14 protein-coding genes, 3 tRNA genes, 2 pseudogenes and 1 CRISPR repeat array are annotated in these 21,937 nt (G+C 71.1%); of the genes and pseudogenes, 4 read left to right on the top strand and 15 right to left on the bottom strand.

The features are described from left to right. Window positions 1-25 precede the first annotated feature (25 nt). From HNR12_RS27440 to HNR12_RS27425, 4 genes are all read right to left on the bottom strand, one after another. Entirely contained in the window at window positions 26-781 is a 756-nt protein-coding gene (locus HNR12_RS27440) for an IclR family transcriptional regulator (protein ID WP_179770941.1), read from the bottom strand. Between the two features lie 598 nt (window positions 782-1,379). Beyond that, window positions 1,380-2,390 carry a LysR family transcriptional regulator gene (locus HNR12_RS27435; protein ID WP_179770251.1) on the bottom strand — a complete coding sequence of 337 codons (1,011 nt, stop codon included), beginning with the start codon at window positions 2,388-2,390 and terminating at the stop codon, window positions 1,380-1,382. A gap of 551 nt (window positions 2,391-2,941) precedes the next feature. After that, complete coding sequence (locus tag HNR12_RS27430) at window positions 2,942-3,661, bottom strand: GntR family transcriptional regulator (RefSeq protein ID WP_179770250.1); 720 nt, start codon at window positions 3,659-3,661, stop codon at window positions 2,942-2,944. Window positions 3,662-3,835: 174 nt separating this feature from the next. After that, window positions 3,836-5,290, bottom strand: coding sequence for a molybdopterin molybdotransferase MoeA (locus HNR12_RS27425; protein ID WP_179770249.1), 1,455 nt, complete (start codon window positions 5,288-5,290; stop codon window positions 3,836-3,838). Window positions 5,291-5,478: 188 nt separating this feature from the next. On the opposite strand from HNR12_RS27425, the gene HNR12_RS27420 reads away from it, so the two are divergent. The 3 genes from HNR12_RS27420 (at window position 5,479) to HNR12_RS27410 (ending at window position 5,760) form a co-directional block, all read left to right on the top strand. Further along, window positions 5,479-5,551: transfer RNA gene (locus HNR12_RS27420), tRNA-Gly, on the top strand. A 44-nt stretch (window positions 5,552-5,595) separates the two neighbouring features. Next, a tRNA-Cys gene (locus HNR12_RS27415) sits at window positions 5,596-5,666 on the top strand. Between the two features lie 17 nt (window positions 5,667-5,683). Next, window positions 5,684-5,760: transfer RNA gene (locus tag HNR12_RS27410), tRNA-Val, on the top strand. 94 nt (window positions 5,761-5,854) lie between these two features. Here HNR12_RS27410 and HNR12_RS27405 read toward each other — a convergent pair. The 5 genes and pseudogenes from HNR12_RS27405 to HNR12_RS27385 all read right to left on the bottom strand — a co-directional run bounded on the left by HNR12_RS27405 (window position 5,855) and on the right by HNR12_RS27385 (window position 10,529). Further along, on the bottom strand, window positions 5,855-6,220 hold the full coding sequence (locus tag HNR12_RS27405) for a hypothetical protein (RefSeq protein ID WP_308118615.1): 366 nt from the start codon (window positions 6,218-6,220) through the stop codon (window positions 5,855-5,857). Between the two features lie 358 nt (window positions 6,221-6,578). After that, the gene (locus tag HNR12_RS29880) at window positions 6,579-6,986 is read right to left on the bottom strand and encodes a nucleotidyltransferase domain-containing protein (protein WP_179770248.1); all 408 of its coding nucleotides are present in this window, start codon (window positions 6,984-6,986) and stop codon (window positions 6,579-6,581) included. A gap of 279 nt (window positions 6,987-7,265) precedes the next feature. Continuing rightward, window positions 7,266-8,435, bottom strand: coding sequence for an MFS transporter (locus tag HNR12_RS27395; protein WP_246425186.1), 1,170 nt, complete (start codon window positions 8,433-8,435; stop codon window positions 7,266-7,268). A gap of 17 nt (window positions 8,436-8,452) precedes the next feature. Then, window positions 8,453-9,058: a TetR/AcrR family transcriptional regulator gene (locus tag HNR12_RS27390; RefSeq protein ID WP_179770246.1), complete on the bottom strand. Its 606-nt coding sequence runs from the start codon at window positions 9,056-9,058 to the stop codon at window positions 8,453-8,455. Between the two features lie 5 nt (window positions 9,059-9,063). After that, a pseudogene (locus HNR12_RS27385) lies at window positions 9,064-10,529 on the bottom strand (ATP-binding cassette domain-containing protein). A gap of 216 nt (window positions 10,530-10,745) precedes the next feature. Here HNR12_RS27385 and mobF point away from each other — a divergent pair. Next, a pseudogene (mobF, locus tag HNR12_RS29875) lies at window positions 10,746-11,525 on the top strand (MobF family relaxase); the annotation flags it as partial. 97 nt (window positions 11,526-11,622) lie between these two features. Next, window positions 11,623-13,604: direct repeats of the CRISPR family, unit length 29 nt; unit sequence CGGTTCACCTCCACGTGCGTGGAGAGCAC. Window positions 13,605-14,057: 453 nt separating this feature from the next. Here the strand turns inward: mobF and HNR12_RS27375 are convergent. From HNR12_RS27375 to fxlM, 6 genes are all read right to left on the bottom strand, one after another. Next, window positions 14,058-15,032 carry a hypothetical protein gene (locus tag HNR12_RS27375; protein WP_179770245.1) on the bottom strand — a complete coding sequence of 325 codons (975 nt, stop codon included), beginning with the start codon at window positions 15,030-15,032 and terminating at the stop codon, window positions 14,058-14,060. A gap of 146 nt (window positions 15,033-15,178) precedes the next feature. After that, a complete protein-coding gene (locus tag HNR12_RS27370; protein ID WP_179770244.1) occupies window positions 15,179-15,991 on the bottom strand; it encodes a thiopeptide-type bacteriocin biosynthesis protein in 813 nt (270 codons plus the stop codon). 24 nt (window positions 15,992-16,015) lie between these two features. Next, on the bottom strand, window positions 16,016-17,284 hold the full coding sequence (locus HNR12_RS27365; protein ID WP_179770243.1) for a lanthionine synthetase C family protein: 1,269 nt from the start codon (window positions 17,282-17,284) through the stop codon (window positions 16,016-16,018). Then, the gene (locus tag HNR12_RS27360; protein ID WP_179770242.1) at window positions 17,281-20,301 is read right to left on the bottom strand and encodes a thiopeptide-type bacteriocin biosynthesis protein; all 3,021 of its coding nucleotides are present in this window, start codon (window positions 20,299-20,301) and stop codon (window positions 17,281-17,283) included. The genes HNR12_RS27365 and HNR12_RS27360 overlap by 4 nt, the downstream gene beginning before the upstream one ends. Window positions 20,302-20,374: 73 nt before the next feature. Continuing rightward, window positions 20,375-20,527, bottom strand: a complete 153-nt coding sequence (locus HNR12_RS27355) for an FxLD family lanthipeptide (RefSeq protein WP_179770241.1) — start codon at window positions 20,525-20,527, stop codon at window positions 20,375-20,377. Window positions 20,528-20,567: 40 nt separating this feature from the next. Beyond that, on the bottom strand, window positions 20,568-21,788 hold the full coding sequence (gene fxlM / locus HNR12_RS27350; protein ID WP_179770240.1) for a methyltransferase, FxLD system: 1,221 nt from the start codon (window positions 21,786-21,788) through the stop codon (window positions 20,568-20,570). Window positions 21,789-21,937: the final 149 nt, after the last annotated feature.

Below are 21,937 nucleotides of genomic sequence, written 5' to 3'. Positions count from 1 at the left end.
GCGGGAGGAGCGGGAGGCGGTCGGATCAGTCGCCGGGGCTCTCCATGTGGCCCATGCGGATCGAGATCTCCATCGCGGCCTTGGTGACGGTCTCGCCGATGGTGTCGAGCTTGTCGCGGTCCATCCGGTAGGAGGGGCCGGAGGCGCTCAGGGCGGCGATGACCTCGCCGGTCAGCCCCCGGATCGGCGCGGCGACCGCGTTGAGGCCGACCTCCAGCTCCTCGACCGCCGTGGCGTAGCCGCGCTCCAGGATCTCCTCGATCTCCGCCCGCAGGACGTCGGGGTCGGTGATGGTGTCGGGCGTGAGCCGCTCCAGGCGGCCGCGGAGGATACGGCGCTGGTCGGTGGGCCGCATGTGGGCCAGCAGCACCTTGCCGGTCGAGGTGGAGTGCAGGGGGTTCTGCCGGCCGATCCAGTTCTGGCTGACGACCGCCGAGGCGCCGCGGACCTGGTCGATGTTGACCACCATGTCGCCGCTGGGGATGGCGATGTTCACCGTCTCGCCGAGGTCGGAGGCGAGGTCCTCGCACACGCGGCGGCTCTGCTGGGTGAGGTCGAGCCCGGCGGCCATGGTTCCGGCCAGCCGGATGATGCCGAACCCCAGCTGGTACTTGCCCCGCAGGCCGGGCTGCTCGACCAGTCCGCGCCGCTCCAGGGCTCCCACCAGGCGGAACGCCGTGGACTTGTGGACTCCCAGCTCGGCCGCGATCTCGGTGACCCCGGCCTCGCCGTGCTGGGCGAGGATCTCCAGAACCGTGATAGCCCGGTCGACCGACTGCACGGGCGCCCCGTTGCCCCCCGAGGCCGTTCTGGCCGAGACCGCTTCACCACCCGACCGCCGCTCGATCTCCTCCGGATCAAGGGTGCTGCGACTCTTTTCTGCGCGGTGGTCGTTGGAAGCCATGCGCACCACGATAGTGGGAGAACCTGTGCTCTCCCTGGACGCGGCGTGCTCCACGCCACACCCCGGCGGGCGCGGCGCGCGGGCCTCGCGCGGCTCCGCGCCGGTGACCTGGTGCGGGGCGGACACCGGCGCCGCCTCCGGTGGGGGCGGTAGCGGACGCCCGAATCCGCCGCCGCTCTCGGACTGAAACCCGCGTGGCAGGAGGTCCGCGCTGCTGGACGGCTACGGGCAGCGACGGGGCGGCGGAATCATCCCACCACTTCGCACGGGGCCGCCGCCGGGTCCGCACCCCGCCGGCGCCGCCCGCCGCCGAGGGCGCCGCCGGGGCCCGCGCCGGCCGACCGGAACCGCCCGCACGCAAACGTGATCGGAACGGAATCGGACACCCGCGAAGCAGCCGGAAACGGACGTCTGTTTCCCACGCCCCTTTCGATCCGGAACAGGCCGCGGCGGAAGGCGCCGCCACCCCAGGCGCTCACCCCCCGCTGGAGACGCGGGGCCCGGGCACCGCGCCCGCACCCTCCGCCGAGGGGGCGGCGCCCTCGCCGCCGTCGTCCCCGAGCGCGGCGCCCGCACCCAGCGGCGCGTCCAGCCGCGCCTGGAGCGGCACGGTGCGCGCGAACGCGATGAGTTCACCCGCCAGCACGGGCTCGGGATGCCGCTCGGCCACCACGATCCCCACGCCGGTGGGCTCGCCCGTCTCGGCCATGGGGATGACCCGCAGGCCCTCGGGCACCCCGGTGGGGCGCAGCCACGCGTGGGTGAGGACCGCGCAGCCGCCGCCGGCGCGGATGTGGGCGAACAGCGCGTCCGGGGAGTCCACGGCCACGCGGACCTCCGGCTCGGCGCCGGTGGTCAGGGCGACGGCCTTCTCGACGTGCCGCCACGACGCGTCGGGCAGCAGGCGGCAGAAGGGCACGTGGGCGAGGTCGGCCCAGTCCACGCGGGCGCGCCCGGCGAAGCGGTCGCGGTCGGCGGTGACCAGCACGAACCGCTCGCGGTAGAGCACCGCCTTGCCGCCGCGCGCGCGTGCGGGCGACAGCGCCACGCGGATGACGCCGCAGTCGATGGTGAAGTCGGTCAGCCCGTGCTGGATCTCGGTGCCCGACATCGTCCGAACGGTCAGCGCCACCCGGGGGTGGCGCGCGCCGAAGGGCGCGGCGACGTCGCCGAAGGCGGCGGCGGCCTCGGGCAGGACGCCCACGCGCAGCGTGCCGATGTGGCCGGCGCGGATGGTGGCGACGTCGGCGGCCAGGCCGTCGCGGTCGGCCAGCACGCGCGCGGCCCAGCGCAGCACGCGCTCGCCCTCGGGGGTGAAGCCCTCGAACCGGTGCCCGCGCCGCACGATGGGCACGCCCAGTTCGCTTTCGAGCTTGCGGATACCGGCCGACAGCGCCGGCTGGGAGACGTGGCAGGCCACGGCCGCGCGCGCGAAGTGCTGCTCCCGCGCCAGCGCGACCAGGTACTCGAACTGCCGAATCAGCATCCCCGTCCCTACCCGCGGCAAGGCCGACCGGGGCCGGACCCAGGGGTAGTCCGACCCCGGAGCTTGACGACCGCCCCGGACACCAAGGCGCCCGGGACGGTGCACGCCTCCGCAGCCCCCGCGCAGGGGGCCGGGCATTCATTGTGGTGTCTCAGACCACATTCGCGCCAGGTGTCCGCGCGATTCTCCGCGGACCCAGTCCGCGGGGCGCGCGCTCCGGGAGGGGTTTCCCGAGGTCAGGAGCACGGCGGACGGGGCGGCCGGTTTTCCGCCCCGGCGGAGAAACCGGGCCCGCCCCGGACTCCGGACCCCGAGGCGGCTCCCCCGCGGGGATTCGTCACCCGCCACCCGAATGCGCGGAGCCGGCGGCAGCGAGAACAGGAGGCGGGAAGAGCCGCCGATCCGCCGCTCAGGCGCAGGGGGGGTGGCGGTCGGACCTACGGGCCGCTCCAGTCGGCACGCGCTGCGCGGGAGCACCCATCAGGCCATGCCGCCGCACACCGCCGGGCAAGGAGCGGGCCGGTCGCCCCCGGGCAGGGCCGTGGACGGCTCTACAGCCCCGCGGCCCGGTCGCTCTCCGCCTCGGCCGAGGCGTCGGCCGCGCGTTCGTGGTAGGCGAGCCGCGTGGCCTCGGTGTGCTCACGCATCAGGGCCGCCGCGCGCTCGGAGTCGCCCGCCTCGATGGCGTCGATGATGCGCTCGTGCTCGTCCCAGGACTCCCGGCCGCGCTGGGTGACCACCAGCCCGTGGTACCAGCGCACCCGCCGCGCGACCTGGCCCGCGAGCCCGGCGAGCACGGCGTTGCCCGACAGCTCGGTGATGGAGCGGTGGAGTTCGGCGTTGCGGTCGACCATCGCGTCGCTGTCGCCGCGCTCCAGCCCGGCCACGCCCGCGCGCCACAGCTCGCGCAGCCGCTCCACGCCCTCGGGGGTGGCGGAGGCCGCCGCCAGCCGCGCCGCCTCGGTCTCCAGCAGCGTGCGCACGGCGAGCAGCTGCTCGGCCTCGCTCTCGCTGGGCTGGTGGACGAACGCGCCGTAGCCGGGGCGGAGGTCGACCCAGCCCTCGTTGCTGAGCCGCTGCAGCGCCTCGCGCACGGGCTGGCGGGACACGCCGAGCTGCTCGGCCAGCTCGTTCTCGACCAGGTGCTGGCCGGGCGGCAGCCGACGCCGCGTGATCAGCTCCAGCAGGGTCTCATAGACGCTGTCGCGCAGCGGAGCGGGGCGCTGCACCGGACTGGTCAGCACGCCCTTTTCGAGGCGGGGCGAGGTCATGGGTTCATGGCTTTCGTGGCGACGCGTCGGAGCCCTCGGCGGATGCGGGCGGGGCGGGATTTACGGCACCGAGTCTAAGCCAGACCCGCCCGCCGCTAGGCACAGCGCGCCGCCGCGCGCCCCTCCCCCACGGGCGGTGTGGCGGCGGGGGCGAGACGGCGGGCTCGGGGGGTGTCACCCCCCGCCGCGCGGAAGCCACACCAGCGCCGCGTAGGGGCCGCTCCAGCCGGGCGGGATCACGGCGTAGGCGTCGGCCAGGGCGGCGCCGCGCAGGCTGCCGGGGCGGTCGTGGCCGACCGGCTCGGCCTGGCCGCCGGTCACGCGGACGGCCACCAGGCGGGTGTCGTGGGCGTGCGGGCGGATCGCGCCCTTGACCCGCGCGGTGGGGGGAAGCGCGGCGCCGGGGTCGGGGGCGCCGGCCATGGCGCGCAGCAGGGGGGCGAGGAGGGTGACGGCGGCGGCGAGGGCGGCGTTGGGGTTGCCGGGCAGGCCGACGACGACCGTGCCGGGGTCCTCGGGCGTGCCCAGGTGGGCGAGCAGCTGCGGGTGGCCGGGGCGGCAGGAGACGCCGTCGACGACCACGGTCGCGCCGATGCGGGTGAGGGCGGCGCGCAGGTGGTCGGCGGGGCCCTTGGACGACGCGCCGCACACGACCACGACGTCGACCGGCGCGGCCGCCGCATTCAGCGCCTCGACCATCGTGTCGAAGCCGTCGCCGATGTAGCGCAGCGCGGTCACCTCTGCTCCGGCCGAGGCGGTGAGGGAGGGGAGCACGGGGCCGATGGCGTCGCGGACCTGCCCGGCGCCGGGGCGGCCGGCGGCGGCGATCTCGTCGCCGGTGACCAGGGCGGCGACGCGGGGGCGGCGCACGGTCAGCGTGTCGTGCCCGAGGCCGGCGGCGAGCCCGACGACGGCGGGGGTCACCGTGCTGCCCGCGGGCAGCACGGTGGCGCCGGGGGCGGTGTCCTCCCCGGCGCGGCGCACGTGGCGGCCGGGGGCGATCTCACCGGTGACCCTGGTGACCTTGGTGACGCTGCCGTGCGCGGTGGTGTCGAGGGTGGCGAGTTCGTAGGGCAGCACGGAGTCGGCGCCGGGCGGCACGGGGGCACCGGTGGCGATCTCGACGGCCTCGCCCGGGCGCAGCGCAAGCGGCTCGGCGGGGAACCCGCGCTCCGGAGCGGGTCCGGCCGCAGCAGCGGAGGCGGGAGCGGGGTCGGGGGCAGGAGCGGGAGCGCGGTCGGCCGGGGATTCCCCGGTCGCCCCGTGAAGGCGCCCGGAGCCGTCCAGAGCACCGCCGCCCGTTCTTCGAAGGGAGGCGGCGCCGGCCCCGACCGCGTCGCCGGAAGGCCCACCGCCGCGAGGACCGGGGCCGCCCGGCTCCTCGCCCGCGAGGACGCGTCCCACCACGGTCCACTCGGGACCGGGACCCGCGACGGCGTAGCCGTCCATGGCCGCGGCGTCGAACGGCGGCACCCCGACCAGCGCGGTCAGGTCCTGGGCCAGCACCGCTCCGACCGCCCGGTCGAGCGGCACCGGCCGTCCGGCGACGGGCCACAGCCGATCGCCCAGCTCGCGCGCTGCCTCACGCGCCTCCGCCCATGGCGTGACCGCGTTCCCACACCGGACCATCCGCACTCCTTCTGGCCCATCTGACGCCGCGACCGTGCACGGCCTTCTGTATATCTGCCGCCTCCGGGTGGCCTGGTGTCAACCCACCCGCCGATTTGCCGTCTGCTGACTTTCCGCTACAGTTCTAACTGCACGAAGGCACGGAAGCCCGGGACCTCGAACGGAACCGGATCCGGAGCCGGAAGCACGCGGACGTGGCTCAGCTGGTAGAGCATCACCTTGCCAAGGTGAGGGTCGCGGGTTCGAATCCCGTCGTCCGCTCGGAGACACCTCGGGGGCCGTCGACACCCCTGACCGTTGAGTCCGGTGGAGTGGCCGAGAGGCGAGGCAGCGGCCTGCAAAGCCGTCTACACGGGTTCAAATCCCGTCTCCACCTCTGGTTTCACCCCTCTGGGGCGGTTAGCTCAGTTGGTTAGAGCGCTACCTTGACACGGTAGAGGTCACAGGTTCGAATCCTGTATCGCCCACCAGCATCACTCCAGGTCAAAGGCCGCCTCGGCGGCCTTTTTCCATGCCCGGCACCGGGCCGTGGAGCCGGACTGGAGACGATCTTGCTCCAGTTCGCTACAAAGCCTCTTTCCTGCGGTGCGCACGGTAGTGCTCACCGGTCTGCGGAACCATCTCCATGAGCCTTTCCCGCTCCTGCGGATGCAGCGCTTCCAGACACCGCAGCCGGCGCTCCTCGAGCGCACTGCGCACCTGATCCCTCATCGCCGGGGTCACGTGCTCATAGACGTGGCCCATCCCCCGCATCCGGTGCCCCAGCCGGGCCGCGCGGGCGACCTCGGGGACGCCGTCCTCGGCCAGCCACGTCCGGTGGGTGTGTCGGCCCTCGTTGAAGGTGAACCCCGGCAGGATCGGCGCGCGCAGCCACGCCTGGTCGCTGCCGGGGACCCGTCCCAGGCCGGACGCCGCAGTCGATGGGCTCACTCCTAACCTTGCGTGGAGAGCACCACGAGACCGGGGCCGCGAAGCCAGATTGCCGCGGCTGACCAGGCGTTTGAGCTTGGAGCGCCTGTCGTAGGACACTTAAGGCCGGTTCGTCAATCCCATCCGTTTTCAATGTCCTCTTGGTGACGTCGACGATAAGCATCGAGGGTGCTGAACCAGTTTTATGCCCCGCTCGTAATCGGAACGAAGGTCCGAATCTTGGAATTGGATTGCGGCCCAAGAACCCAGTGACGGAGCGGCCACGTATCGACGCTACTCAGTACCTCGGTCAGTGCCAAGAGGTAGTCCGCGTCGAGTTCCGCGACGAGTTCGGCCAGGGCTGTCCCCTGAGCCTGGGTCAGGCAGTCGTTGATGGCTGTGGCAACCACGCGACCGAGGCGGTCTTGGATGGCGGGGTCAAGAGAGAGATTCTGGCGGAGCCAGGACACGAGCGCGCTGGGGCGGCCGCGTCTGCGCACCATGTGTTGACGGGCGGATCTTGGACGTCGTCACGCAGCTCAGAGAGCCATCCGGATTCCGCCCGGAAAAACGTCAGTTCGGTCTGAAGCGCCGCTCTGAGAGTGGTCCAGTCGTCGCGCGTCACGCTCACATCGATGTCGCCATGTGCTCGCGTGACGCGTCCCAGCCACACATCCAACCCCAAGCCGCCGGAAAGCCAGGCCCCGGTGCCGTCGATGGCGGCCGCCACTCGTTCAGCCGACCATGGAATCCACGCGTCAATCGACGGATCGTACGGGCGTCGCATACTCGCACCCTAGCCTTGTGGCCGTCCTGGTCTGTTTCTCGAGTGTCTAGGGGAAGGTGATCAGGATCTTGCCGTGAAGGTGTCCGCACGTAGTCGGTGTCGAGATAGATCGTGGTGACGGTGATGTGTCCCTCGGGCTCCGATCCTGCCAGCACGTTTGCGCCCGGCAAGATCACATCACCCGTATTGACCTCACACAGTCATAGGCCAACGGGCCCGCAGGACGGTGCACCGCCTGAGTGTGCGCCGTAAGCGGGCGAAAGACCTGCACGGCATGGCCTAACCATCATCGGCTGCCGGTATAGGGACGAGCTTGCTTCGGGAAACAAATGCCAACAATAGAAGCGCGGAAACGGCGAAGCCTGCTGCCGTGAGGGGAAGCGCGCCCACCCCTGCGGCGGAGAGGATGCTGCCTCCTGTCGCAGCTCCTATGGACACTCCGAGGTAGGTGCCGGAAGTGTTCAGCGCCAGCGCTTGCCCGGAGACCGGACCGGCGAGGTGATGCAGGCGGGCTTGGATTGCCGGGGAGTTCCAGAACGCCATACCGCCCCACAGCGTCGCGACGACCAGCACGAGCGGAAGTGCAGCGGGCCTCGCTGTCCAGAACACCCAGAGGACGATCATCGTGGCGACGATCGTGCCGATACCGATCAGCAGGGTTCGATCCGCGCCGAGGCTGTCGGTAGCGATCCCACCGAGCCAGATCCCCACGATGCCGGCGATCCCGGAGAGGCTGAAGGCGAGTGCGCGTTCCTCGATGCCGGCTGCTGTGGTCTCGGCCAGGTAGGGGGCGAGGTAAGTGAGCATCATCATCGAACCGGTCATGAGCAGGCAGTTCGCCAGCAATCCGAGTGAGATCGGAGCTCGCCGCAGGATGCGGAACTGCTCGGCCAGCCGTAGCGTGTCGTCGGTTCCCTCGGAGCGGGGCAGAGTGCTGAGCACGAGGACGAGGACGAGAACCCCTGCGATGGCCATCGTCGCGAAGGTCGCTCGCCAGCCGAGGACGCCGCCCACCCAGGTGCCGAGCGGCACTCCGGCTGCGATCGATCCCGTGACGCCGAGCGAGACGATGGCGATGTACCTGCCGACCTTCTGCGCTGGTGCGTGACGGGCGGTGAACGCGAACAGTGCCGGAGTCATCGCCGCCGAGGCCAACGCAGCGGCAACGCGCAGCGCCGTCAACACCGCAAACGAATCAGTGACCACAGCAGCGACGTTCGCGGCGATAAAGGCAAGCAACGCGGTCGTGAACAACCTGCGCCGTGGCACCGCCGCGATGACGACTGCCGCGACTGGTGCAGCAATTGCGACGGTCAGGGAGAACACGGTGACCAGTTGTCCGGCCTGTCCCTCGGTGACGTCCAGATCGGCCGCGAGCTCAGGCAGGATCCCGGCGATCACGTAGTCGTCGGTGTAGAGCACGAACGCGGCGGCCAGCAATGTGAACAACCACGCAGGCATACGCATCACCCAGGGCACGCGTTCGCGAGCAGCATCCGCAGATGCGCCCGCAGGACAGCTCGCATGCGTTCGACACTCAGAGCGCCGTGCGGGGTCACGGTGTCCAAGGTCAGCCCGCCGATCACGGCGGCGAGCTGCGCCGCGGCGAGGTCGACGTCCGGCACGTCGAGGAAGTCGAGCGCCTCGCGTAAGACAGCAGCAAGGTCAACGGCCATGCGCTCGGACGTCGCGCGGAACACCGGCATCGTCCGGGACGCCATGATCAGTTCGACCACCACGATCGCCTCGTCACGACGCGGCTCATCGACCGGCATGACCGCCTCGACCAGGGCTTGCAGGGCATCGAGCGCCGCCTCACCCGTGAGCCCGCGCAGTCCTTCGGCCGGATGGGAAGCGAGACGACGACCCATCCGGGCGCCCGCCTCCTCCGCCGCAGCGGTGAGCAGATCGTGATGGCCGTCAAAGTAGTGCCGCACCGAGCCGACGTTCAGACCGGACTCATCGGCCACCTTCCGTAGCGACACACCCTCGATGCCCTCGGCCACCACGAGGCGGAACGCCGCCCTGATCACCTCCTGACGACGCTCCTGCGGATCGATCCGTGCGGGCATGACTCCTACTTCCTCTCCCCCGTGACGCGGGCCTCGTCCCACACCGGCTCGCTGCTCTCGTAGACGTCCCCGTCGGCTCCGAAGATGAGGAAACGATCGAAGTCACGTGCGAACCAACGATCATGCGTCACGGCGAGCACAGTCCCCTCAAACGCCCTGAGCGCGGACTGAGCCAGCTCGTAGCGGGCCAATACCCGCGAGGCGTCCTCTCGCGGAAGGCCCGTGCGATGCTCATCACCGCGGTACAGGATGTCCAGCAGTGTGCGGCCCGCGAGGTCGGGGCGACTGCGATTCTGAGCAAACCATCCCGGCCGTAACTCGCACCGAGCCGTGCTGTGCCCCCGTGCGGCACGGGTTCGATCCTCGTATCGGTCACAGGCTCCTGCTCCGGAGCGGGGTCGGTGCCCCCGGCCGCGAGCAGGCGCAAGAAGTGCGACTTTCCCGACCCATTCGAGCCGAGGACCGCGACCCGATCACCGAAGTACGTCTCGAAACCGAACGCATGCATCAGACCCGTCAGCTCCAGCGCCTCGCAGGTCAACGCCCTCTTCCCGGTGCGCCCACCGCGCAGCCGCGTCTGAAGGCGCTGCTCGCGAGGCTGCTCCTCTGGAGGCCTGGCCTCCTCGAACCGTGTCAGCCGGGTCTGCGCTGCCCGATACCGGGAGGCCATGTCGGAGTTGTAAGCGGCCTTCTGCTTGTACATGAGCATGAGCGAGCGCAGCTTCGCGTGCTCTTCGTCCCAGCGGCGGCGCAGCTCGTCCAACCGCTCGAACCGTTGCTCCCGCGCGCGGTGGTAGGTGTCGAACCCGCCCGGATGCGTCCACGCGGTGTTGCCCGCCGCGCCCAGTTCCAGCGTCACGATCGAGGTCGCCGTCCGGGCCAGCAGCTCACGGTCGTGACTCACGAACAGCACGGCCTTGCCCGTCGCGCGCAACTGCTCTTCCAACCAGCGTTTGCCCGGCACGTCCAGGGAGTTGTCCGGCTCATCCAACAGCAGCAGATCATCCGGGCCGCGCAGCAGCGCCTCCGCGAGCCGCTTCTGTTCCCCACCCGACAACGTGGACACCGACCGGTCGCGACACCGCTCGAACGACACCCCGAGAGCGGCGACAGTGCAGACATCCCACAACACCTCAGCGTCATAGCCGCCCACCTCGCCCCATGCGGCGACGGCCGACGCGTACGCCATCTGCGACTCGGTAGCGCCCCGCTCATTCATCACGGCCTCAGAGCGTGCGAGACGTACGGCGGCATCGCGGATCACAGGCTGCGCGACCGACAACAGCAATTCGCCGGCCGTCGCGCCCGTGACGAACTGACGCATCACGCCCAAGCTGCCGTCACGAGTCACTGCGCCGGAGTCCGGTGAGAGTTCGCCCGTGACGATCCGAAGCAGCGTGGTCGTCCCAGCGCCGTTCGCGCCGATCACGGCGACCCGCTCACCCGCACCCAGGCCATCAAGATGAGCCATAGCGCCAAACTATCACACCTGTGATAAATAGATCCTCATGTGCGCCACTCAGGTGTTCGTTCGCTCGCTCGCCAGTGCGTGATGCGTGGTGCCAGTAGCGGCCTGCTTCAGCCCTCCACACGTCTCTCAAGCGAGGCCCCCGACGTCAACCCAAGTTGATAGCGGGAGGTTCTGACGTTTCGCCGTGGCGAGACGCCGTCGGCTCACCTGGCCGGTATGACGGTCTCGATGCGAGTAATGTCGGCCGGCGACGGCTACCAGTACCTGTTGCGCACCGTCGCCGCCGGTGACGGCGACCGTGACCTCTCCACGCCGCTGAAGAGGTACTACACGGAGGAGGGAACACCTCCCGGGTTTCGGATGGGGTCGGTCCTGCCGTACCTCGGCGGTGGTGAGCTCGCCAAGGGCGGGCAGGTGTCCGAGGCGCAGCTTCAGCTTCTGGTCGGGATGGGCCGCGACCCGATCACGGGTGAGCCGCTGGGTGAGGCGTATCGGCAGTACGCGAGCGTGCAAGAGCGCGTCGATCAGCGGGTCGCTGACCTCGCCCCGGAGTTGGGGCCGGTGTCTCGTGCGGAGCAGATCGCGGCGATCGAGGCGGAGGAGGCCGAGCGTGGCACCCGCCGCGCGGTCGCCGGCTACGATCTGACGTTCTCGGTGCCGAAGTCGCTGTCGGCGTGGTGGGGTGTTGCGGACGGGGGCACGCAACCGCTGATCGCGGATGCGCATGATCAGGCGGTTGCAGAGGTGGTTGCGTTCCTCGAACGCGAGGTTGCGACCACCCGCGTCGGCGCCGCCGGGCCGGACGGTGCGGTCGCGCACGTCGATGTCGCCGGCGTCCTCGCAACCGCGTTCGACCACTACGACTCGCGCAGTGGTGATCCGAAGTTGCACACGCACGTGGTGGTGAGCAACAAGGTGCTGACGGTGCAGGACCAGAAGTGGCGCTCCCTGGCCGGGCGGCCGGTGCACGCCTCGGTCGTCGCGCTGTCCGAGCTGTATAACGCGACCCTTGCCGACCGGATCACGAGCATGTTTGGGATCGAGTGGGAGGTGGAGAGCACATCGGCCTCAGCGGCATGCACTCCGCTGGGGCCGGTTCACCTCCACGTGCGTGGAGAGCACTATGGCGGGGGAGGCGACCGAATCCCAAGTCATGGTTCACCTCCACGTGCGTGGAGAGCACACTTTTCGCGGGCGTTAGCTGGTGCTCATGCGCGGTTCACCTCCACGTGCGTGGAGAGCACTCATGCTGGGCGCGGTATCTCTGGCATGGGTCGGGTTCACCTCCACGTGCGTGGAGAGCACTGGTGGCCGGCGTCGGCGAGGGCCTGGCGGTGCGGTTCACCTCCACGTGCGTGGAGAGCACTCAGCCCCGCCGTGGTGGTCGTAGTAGGCGGCCGGTTCACCTCCACGTGCGTGGAGAGCACGGTGATGAGCAGGCGGGGGCGGTGCTCGTCGGGGGTTCACCTCCACGTGCGTGGAGAGCACACTTTTCGCGGGCGTTAGCTGGTGCTCATGCGCGGTTCACCTCCACGTGCGTGGAGAGCACGCCGACGCCCTCGACGAGGGATCCGACGGGGCCGGTTCACCTCCACGTGCGTGGAGAGCACGGGCAGCCGGGGTGGGTCACGGGCGCGTGCGTCGGTTCACCTCCACGTGCGTGGAAAGCACGCGTGGATGTCGATCGTGTCCATGGTGCTGTCCGGTTCACCTCCACGTGCGTGGAGAGCACGTCGATGCGGCTGCGCTCGGCGGGTTGGAGGGCGGTTCACCTCCACGTGCGTGGAGAGCACGTCCTCGCCGGGCAGCGGGCCGTAGTGCCACAGGGTTCACCTCCACGTGCGTGGAGAGCACGATCATCCCGTCAGCGATCACCAGGCCACCCCCGGTTCACCTCCACGTGCGTGGAGAGCACGCCCAGTGGGACGACGTCGGCGTGACCGAGGTCGGTTCACCTCCACGTGCGTGGAGAGCACGGTGACCTTGGACTCTCCGGCCAACGGAGTTCCGGTTCACCTCCACGTGCGTGGAGAGCACCCTCCCACGTGGCCACCCTCACCGTGACCAAGCGGTTCACCTCCACGTGCGTGGAGAGCACGCCGCTCTTGCCGCCGATGCGCCGCTGAGCGCCGGTTCACCTCCACATGCGTGGAGAGCACGCGAACGCCAGCTCCCCCACCGCTGTCGCGTCGGTTCACCTCCACGTGCGTGGAGAGCACCCGGTCGGACGCCACCAGGATGAGGTCGCCGCCGGTTCACCTCCACGTGCGTGGAGAGCACAGTGGCCCGCCAAAGGGCAAGTGCGAAGGTATCGGTTCACCTCCACGTGCGTGGAGAGCACCCCAGCCCTACGGGGGCCACGCCCTCATCCGCCGGTTCACCTCCACGTGCGTGGAGAGCACATCTGCGGCCTCACCGGCTCCGGCAAGAGCGGCGGTTCACCTCCACGTGCGTGGAGAGCACGACGCGAACGCCTCCGGGTCGGCCAACCTGGCCGGTTCACCTCCACGTGCGTGGAGAGCACATTCAATGGAAATTAAGAGGGGACGGAATGTGTGGTTCACCTCCACGTGCGTGGAGAGCACCAAATCAGGGATGATGCTGCGTAGTACTCCCCCGGTTCACCTCCACGTGCGTGGAGAGCACCCGAGCGGCGACTACGAGGGGTGGCGCAACGGCGGTTCACCTCCACGTGCGTGGAGAGCACGCGCCGGCGGCGGCGCTCAGCGCGGCGCTCGGGCGGTTCACCTCCACGTGCGTGGAGAGCACGGGGTCGCCGCCGGCGACGGCGCGGTCATCGTCGGTTCACCTCCACGTGCGTGGAGAGCACTGTGGCTGACCGTGCAGGAGTTCTGCGAGGAACGGTTCACCTCCACGTGCGTGGAGAGCACGACACCTATGAGTGGACGCCATGGAGCGGGCTTCGGTTCACCTCCACGTGCGTGGAGAGCACGCGCCCGCGCTCCGCCCGCTGGGCGTTGATCTCGGTTCACCTCCACGTGCGTGGAGAGCACGGCGCTCGTAGACGACGCCGTGCGGCGGTGGCCGGTTCACCTCCACGTGCGTGGAGAGCACACTTATTGACCTGCGGATTTAGTCGACCCGAATACCGTTCGGGTAACTCTTTGTGCAGATAACCATTCGGAGAGTCCGTTCGGTCGATCCTCAGTGCAGTACCGCAGTGCCACCACTATCTGACAGCCACGGGTTCGGACTGCCAAGGGCAGGTCCACAGACAGGTGAGGAACAGCCCATTCCTCAAATGATCAGTGCAAGCACCGAGGCTCCCGCCTGCCTGTGGGCGCTACCTCGCCGAGCATAACCCGCGTTTTCGCTGGTTTCCGTCATTGCCGGAGTGGTTTGCTACGTGGCCGTTCTGGACTCGGCGCTTTTGTCGTCGCCTCTCTGGACGGTGCTCATCGCACGTAGTCATCTACCGGCTGACAGCATCCGCCGGGCCGTGGACAGCACCGGGAGGTCCCTTGCCCAAAGAACTCGTTGAAACACTGACCAGTGCGTTGGCCGGCCCTATCGGTCGCGGCGCGGCGATGCGCTGAGGTGGTGGGCGGCCAGCGCGGCGGCCTGCTCGCCGATTTTTGTCAGTTCCGCGTCATCTTCATAGTGTCCGCTACCGCTTCCGACCAACTGGGCGGCGTTGACTCGCATGCGCAGAGCACAGCGCTGGGGATCACTTAATCGTGGCTCCACGGCGGGTGAGCCCAGGACTGCGGTAGCCGCGTGGGCGTCGTCGCTTTCCATGGCAAGGTCAATAAGGGTGGACGCCAAGGCTGTGTGGTGCGGAGCCAGTTCACACGCCAAGGTCCCCAGCCGGGCGGTGAACACCGCCCCGCCGGGGGTGCTCGGCACCTCCGCCACGGCGGAGGCCATCGCGGTCACGGCGGTTGGCGTGTCGTGGGCGGCCGCACGGCGTGCCGCGGTGGTCAGGCATGCGGCCACCGCGCGTTCCCAGGCGTCATCGCAGACGCTTTCCCGCAGGAGTCTGTTGGCCTCCTCGGGGTCGTTGCGGTGCAGGGCTGCGAGGACGGCGACCTGGCGCCCGTCCAGTAGCCGGGTGCCGATGCCGTTGTGGCGGTGGAGGTGGTCCACGGCTTCCTCCCAGTGGCCCGCGGCGCACAGCGCTCGGGTGCCGTCGGCGATCAGGACCGCCCAGAGGAACCGGCGGAGTTCGGTGCGTTCGCCCGGGGTGGCCACGAGGTCGCCCACGGGGAAGGTCCGTCCTTGAAGGCGGGCATGGCCTCCGGGATGTGCGGCGGTGAACAGGGATGCGAAGAAGGTGTAGGCGTCGATGGGGTTTCCGGCGCGGAGGCTGAGGCGGCCGAGGTTGACCAGGGGCTGGAGGGCGAAGGTCGCGGCTTTGACGGAGAGCGGAGCGGCCTGAAGGAACATCTCGTGCTGTCGTCGGCACAGTGCGGCGGCGAGTTCGGGGCGGCCGGTGTCGCTGGCGAGCAGCGCGGCCTTGTTCATCGCCTCGCACGCGCGCACCAGCCCTTCCTCCGCGTCGCCGGCGCGGTCGGCACATTGGAGCAGTTCGTGGAGTTCGGTCCGTCGCCGCTGGGGTGGGAGAGCCCTGGGCCGGGCGCGGGGCACCAGCGGCAGATAGCGAATCGCGGGAGGGAGCGCGGGAGCTGTCATAGTGCCGCTGTTTCGGGGGCGAAGGCCGTTCGGGCTGCGGCGTGTGCCAGCACCGCCTGGTCTTCGGTCACGATGCCGAGCCTGTTCCAGTGGAAGATGACGTGGTGGGCAAGCACAGCGCGGAGTCCGCGCGTCAGACGGCCGCCTGCGTTGAGGGCGGCCACCCTCTGCCCGCACGTCTGGAAGGACTGCGCCCATGCGGAGAACCCCGCGAACGCCCCGCCATCAGCGAAGTGGGGGCCGGCGGGGCCGGGCTCGACGCTCAGCAGACCATGGACCTGGCGCTGGATTCTGGCCGATGGCGGGGCGCCGCTGGGCAGGACGCGGGTGGCGGCAACGCGGTCCCAGACGTCGCCCTGTTCGAAAGGATCCAACTCGGCGGCGCGTAGGAGCGTGTGGCACAGCAGCAGGGAGACCTCCCTGCGCCGGTCGGGGCGCTCGCCCCCTGCGGCCAGGAACCGGATGAGGTGTCGGGTGTCAGCGCAGAAGAGGGTGTGGGCGGCCTCCATTGCCGCCGCGCCGCCGAAGGCCCGGGTTTCGGGCTCGTAGACCACGCGGGTCCATCCGCTGATGCGCCCGGCGTCGGTGAGGCGGTCCAAGTCGCGGATGACCCGGGAGCGCAGGGCCTGCGCCGCGTCGGAATCGGCCGGAAGGGCGATGCGGCAGCGCCAGGCGCGTTTGCGCATCGTGAACCACCGGGTGTCCTTCAGAACGGGGGCCAGGTGGTGAACAGCGCCGTGTTCGGCTGTGGAGGAGTCAGCGAACTGCACATTGGCCTGCAACCACGTGTCGGTTTCCGATGTGGGCACTGCGGTCCTTCCGTAGGAGTAGCGTCAGGCCAGCGCCAAGCAGGCGTCCCAGGGCACGCCCGGTGCTGTGCCGTTGGCGTAGGCGTGGAGGGCGAGGGCGATGCCGGCGCGGCCGTTGAGGAACTCCGGGTCCGATGAGGGATCGTGGTCGAGCCGGTCGAGAAGAGCCGCGGCGGTGTGTTCGAGGTCGGCCGTCAGAGGGGCGGACGGCGCGTCGCGGTTGATGCGCCAGGCGCAGTGCAGCAGCCCGGCCCATCCGTGGCACAGTCCCAGGTCGGTAAGGGTGCCGAGCTGGGAGGTGTCGCGCAGGCAGTCGGCCATGGCCTGCACGGCCATGGCTTGGCGGGCGGGGTCGTCCACGGCGAGGCCGGCGAGCTGGTGGGCGCGGGCCAGGCCAGGGGTGCCGTAGCACCAAGAGGGGCGCTGCCGGCTCACCGCGACGGGGGCGGAACCTCCATTCCACTGGCGGAGAGTGAGGTAGTAGGGGGCCCAGCGCGCCCCCGTCTGCTCCGTGTGCTGCCAGGTGTCCAGGACAGCACAAATCCTTTCGATGGCCTGGGTGTGCCCGCCCACGGTGACGCCTCGCAGCAGCGCCAGCGAGAGTATGGCCAGCAGCGCTCCGGCTCCGTGGGCCACGCCGAGGTTGAGGTGCCCGCCGGGAAACGCCGGATCGCGGACGCCGGCAATGGACTGGTCGGTCCACCACCCGGGCAGCCGCCGGGAGAAGCCGGTGATGGGCTGAGTGAGGCGCGTCAGGTAGCTGAGGACCTGGCGGGTGATGTCGGAGCCTGGGTCGGTGTGCAGGTGGTAGGCGCCCAGGCCGGTCAGGCCCTGGATGAGGTCGAACTCGGCCTGCGGCGGGAGCTCGCCGCGGGCGAGCCGGGCGTGGGCGCGGGCCAGCCGATGCCGGGTGAGGCGCACGGCGGCTTGGTGGAGCCGCTGCCGCGCGCCGGTCAAACCCATGTGGAAGGCCGCTGCGGCGGTGACCAGACCCAGCGCGGGCGCCCCTGACCACAAGGTGGCGGTCGCGCCGCCGTTCACCGGCCCGGTCAGGGCTCGGCCGAGCCAGACCTTGGCGGTGTCCAAGGTGGCGTGGCCGGTGCGGGCGGCCTCAATGTGGGCCAGCGCTACTCCGGCGGCTCCCCCGCTGATCGAGGCGGGGCGCCCGCGCAAGGGCGGGTAGTCGGCCCGGAACCGCACCCGGCGGGGCTCGGCGAGGTCGGCGAGGATCCCCTGGGCGGCGGTGTGCGCTCGCCTGGCTGTGGCGGTGTCGTGGGCGGTGGGGCGGCTCATGACACGGGTCCGTCCGGTGCCCGGCGCGCGTGCCGGCTCAGCGCGGCTGCGCGCGCCAGCGCCAGGCAGGCTCGTTCTTCGTCGATGTCGGGCCCGAAGAAGCGGGCCGCGTGCAGGTGCAGCAGGTCCGGCAGCACCTCGCCCGGGTCGCCCCCGATGCTGTGCAGGGTCCTGGCGTAGGTGCGGGCGGCTGCGGCGCGTTCGTGCCAGGCATCGGCCACCGGGGCGGGGACCCCCACCGGGGCGGAGCCGGTGAGGGGCATCGCCTGGTCGAGCTGTGCACGGTCGGCGGCGCCGCGGGGAACGTGGTCGAGTAGCCAGGAGCGGGCACGCGCCTCTTCGTCGAAGATCTGGTGGACCAGGGCGTACATGCCCGCAGCCGCCCACACGCGCCGGTCGCGTCCCGCCGTAGCCGTGAGCGCGGCGGCCACAGCGCGGGAGTCGGCGACGAACAGTTCTTCGGCGGCGGTGAGCGCGGGTCCGGGACCGAACCTGCCGGTCTCGGGGGTGTAGGAGTCGTGGACGACGGCGGCCACCCGGCCACGGCGGCGGAGCGCCCGTGTCCAGTCGTGCACCGCCGCGAGCTGGTCGGGGTGCTCGGTCCAGACGCGGACCCGCAGGTGCGGATCGGGGTCGCGGTAGCGCAGGAACCACATGCGGGTCGCCCCTGCGGCGGCCAGTCGCGCCAGTTCTTCGGTGATCAGCCCATCGGCGCGGTCGGGGTGGCCGTACAGCTTCACCGTGCACCACCCGGGCCCGCCGGGCAGGTGCTCGGCCGCAGGCTCTGCCCCAAGGCGTAGGCGCACGGGGATCGGCGCCTGGTCGGCGACCAGGGTGGTGACGATCTCGTGGGCGCGGCCTCCGATCCAGGCGAGGTCCTGGTCGGTGGGGGCTTCGTGCAGCAGCACCCGCCCGTCGCGCTGGACGGCGGTGCGCACCAGTCCCTGGTGGGCGGCCAGATCGAGGTCGAGCCCGAGGTGCCGGTCGTGGTCCCCGAGGTAGACGCGGGCGGGGACCCGGTGGGTCGCGCGCCATCGGTCCAGGAATTCGGCCCATTGCCGCCACGGCGCCCCAGGTCCGGGGAGGTCGGCGGAGGCCAGCCACCAGCGGGCGGGGGCAAGGACGCAACTGCCCCACCGCACTCGCGGCAGGAACGGCAGATGGGCGGCGGCTCCCCAGGAGAAGGGGGCGGGTACGGCGGCCAGGGCTCGGGGCAGTTCCGCGAGGAAACGCATCATGGGGTGTGCGGTGCGGGTGAATTCGATCGCGGAGAACACCACCGGCTCCACCGGCCGCAGGTCCCTGCGAGTGACCAGGTGCAGGTGGCGGGCGTCGGCGGTGACGGCCAGATCCGCCGGGGACAACTGTACGGGAGCGGCCTCGTGGTGCTGCCCCAAGGCCACACGTGTCGTCAGCACCGGCGGGGTGCGCGCGATCTGGTCGCCACGGGCCGAAGCCGCCGGGCAGGTGAGCTGGACCGGCTTAGCGTTGCGGCGGAGCGTGGGCAGGCGCCGGTACAGGTTCACGAGGTCGTCGCGGCCGGCCCGGGGAAGCAGGTCGAGGAAGCGGCCGACGGTGGTTCCGGCGGCGCGTGCCACCCCGGTGACGACCAGGGAGAAGTCACCGGTGTTGAGGGCGGCGCGGCTGCGGGCGTGGATGCGTACCCGTACCTCGGTGTGCGGCCACACGGCCTCGGGCGGGGTGGCTCCCAGGCGGTGCAGGACGGCCTCGTCCAAGGCGAGGTCGCCGCCGGCGTCGATGCCGCGCTGAGCGAGGTCCAGCAGGACGGTGTCGCGCTCGGAGAGTCCCCCGGCGGGCACGGGGGGCAGCCTCGAGCCCGCGAACCCGGCCGGAAGGCCGAGCCCGTGATCGGGGTCGGTCAGCTCCGCTATCGGTACCACGGCTTCCATTCCGTAGCGTTCGCAGAAGCGGCGGTGGTAGTCGCGCCAGGCCGGGCTGCCCGCGGGGTCGGGGGTCAGGCGCGCCAGGATGGCGGTGGCTTCCTGCGTGCGCCAGGCGACGGTGCGCGGCACCGTCAGGTCGCTGTCCAGGCGCAGGTCCACCGTTGTCGCGGCCTCGCGGGGGGCGACCGCGGCGAGGGCCCTGTGCGCACGGCGCGCCGCAGCACCCCGGCCTGCGGGGGTGGCAGCGCCGTCGTGGTCGCGCACGGCCTGATGGGCGGCCTCCAAGTGGTCCACAAGCGCGGCGACCTGCGGAAACCGACCGGCGTCGGCACTGCGCGCGGCCGTGTGGATGTGTCGGAGCGGGTCTGGGGTGTCCAACGGCGGGTGCAGACTGCTCAGCAGCACGCGGTGGCGCACCAGCGTCTCCACCGCGCGCCGCGCGTCGTCGCGGCGATCGGGAAACGCGGCGGCCACGGCGGTTTCCACTTGAGCCCGTGGTGCGGGAATCCGCGCGGCCTCGAGGGCGATGCGCAGTGCGGTGGTCAGGCGCAGCGACGAGGAGGCTGCACGGTCCGCGCCCGGTTCGCCCTGGTGCTCGACGACCATCCGGCCCCCGCGGATCGCCGCGAGCGTGTTAGCGACGACGGGAAGCCCGGCGGCGAAGTCCTGCTCGCAGGTCTCCAGCCGCTCGACAGCCCCGGCGATCCAGGGCGCGCTGACTCGGAGCACAGGCCGGTGGTCGTTGCCGATTCCGCCTTTCACGGCCGAGGTGAACGCGGTGGCGGCGACACCGGCGAACAGCCCGAAGGGGGTGGCCCTGCTCTGGGCGCGCAACATGTACCGGGCGCACGCGGCGGCCACCCGGGACAGGTCCCGCCGACTGCCGCCCTTCCGGCAGATCGTTGCGAGCCGGCGGGCGAGGTCGGGACTGGCCTGGGCGATGGCCGGGCCGAGCACCGGGTGAGCGCGGACGTGCCGGAGCCAGGTGAGCCACTCCTCGGCATGGCCGGGTGCGTCGGCGGGCGCCTCGGGCCACGACGGCACCTCGCCGGGGCCGACGATCGCCGAGGCGCGCAGCACGGCGGTCCGATGGGCGGTGAAGCGGGGGGTCACGGGCCCTCCTTTGAGCGGGGGCCGGTGCCGCCATCGGCGGCACCGGGGTCTCAGCAGGTGACCATCTCGGTTCTCAGCACGAGGTGCAGGCGCTCTCGCACGTCGTGCCGCAGTTGTCCCCGGTCAGGTTGAGCAGGGCGTCCAGACGCGGGCCGCTCTCGACGACCTCAACGTCCAGGTCGAAGGGGTCGGCTTCGGCGTCGGTGTTGGCTGCCGGATACTGCATGGCTGCTTCCTCTCGTGTTCGTAGGCCCCTGGCGGGGATGTCAAGGCCAGGACAGGACAGTGCGCGTGTGCGGCTTGTCCAGGACCCGGACCCGGTCTTCGGGCAGGTCGGCATCCGGTGTTCCGCTGGGCCACACCTCGATGCGGGCCATGGTGTCCTTGCGCTTCGCCCAGGCGCGCAGGATGTCGACGTAGTGTTCGGCCGCCTCCCGCCCGTGCGGGCCGTAGGCGAACACCCCCGTCTCGAACCGGCCACCACCCGTTGCGCGCTTGGCCCGCACCGCCACGCTCCCGCCGTCGGCGAGCACCACCGGGGTCGGACGCTGGGCCACCCGGCCGGCCGGCCCGTGTTCCACCACGTCACCGGATATGTGCAGGGTGGCGTGCCGGTCGGCGTGGGCGGCCGTCCACAGGTGCATCCGGTCGGGGTAGACGAACTCCACACCGGGCCAGAACTCCGCGCGGGGTCCGTGCAGGGCCGCCCGCAGCGCCGCCACGTCCACGCTCTCCTCGACGTCGTACAGGGCGATGTCCTCCCCTTGCACGGCGATCCCGCGCTCCTCGTGGGCTCCGGCTCCCTGCATGGGCACGAACACCGTGAGGTGGTGGTCGGGGCGGCTGACGAGATGGCCGTCGTCGGCCAGGTCGAAGGCGACCGTCCTGCTTACGCCGCGCAGCCGCATCGGCGCGACCAGTCGTCCGCCGCCGGCCAGTTGCGCGGTCCAGGCAGGGGGCAGGTCCCAGGCCCGGACGGTGACGATGATGCGGTCGTAGGGGGCAAACTCCGCAACACCGAACTCGGCGTCACGGGTCACCACACGGACGTTGCCGTACCCGGTGGCGTCCAGGTAGCGGCGGGCGCGGCCGGTCACGTCCGCGTCGATGTCGACGGTGGTGACCTCGCCCGCGGGCCCGACCAGTTCGCTGGCGAGGGCGGCGTTGTAGCCGCCCGATCCGATCTCCAGTACGCGCATGCCGGGTTCGAGGCCGGCCTGGTCGAGCATCATCGCCTGGACGCGCACCGCCGACATCGAACTGGTGATCAGCCCGTCCTCGGCGCGCCGGATCGGAACGGCGTAGTCGGTCTCATACGCCTCCGCCAGTGACGCCTCGGGGACGAACGCGTGGCGGGGGACCTTGCGCAGGACCTCCTCGACCCGGGCGGAGATCGGTGTCATGTTCCACTCCGTCTGGAGGCGGAGCAGGGTGTCGACCATGTCCTGTCGAGCCTGGTCGGCGTTCGCGGTTGAGGTAGCGGGCATCGAGGTCCTTTGTGGTCGTCATGGCGGCGCGGTCGCTCGTTGATCGGGTCTGGGGCCTGCCGCGGAACGCATGAGCCGTTCAACCGGGGCTTTCCGCTTCATCCGCCCTTCCCCGTCCCACCTTGCTGGAGGGGATGCGGCGAGAAGCC

The organism is Streptomonospora nanhaiensis (assembly GCF_013410565.1).
Taxonomy (GTDB): Bacteria; Actinomycetota; Actinomycetes; order Streptosporangiales; family Streptosporangiaceae; genus Streptomonospora; species Streptomonospora nanhaiensis.
The sequence above is the reverse complement of the archived record's forward strand: the minus strand, read 5'-3'. Positions and strand labels throughout refer to the sequence as shown.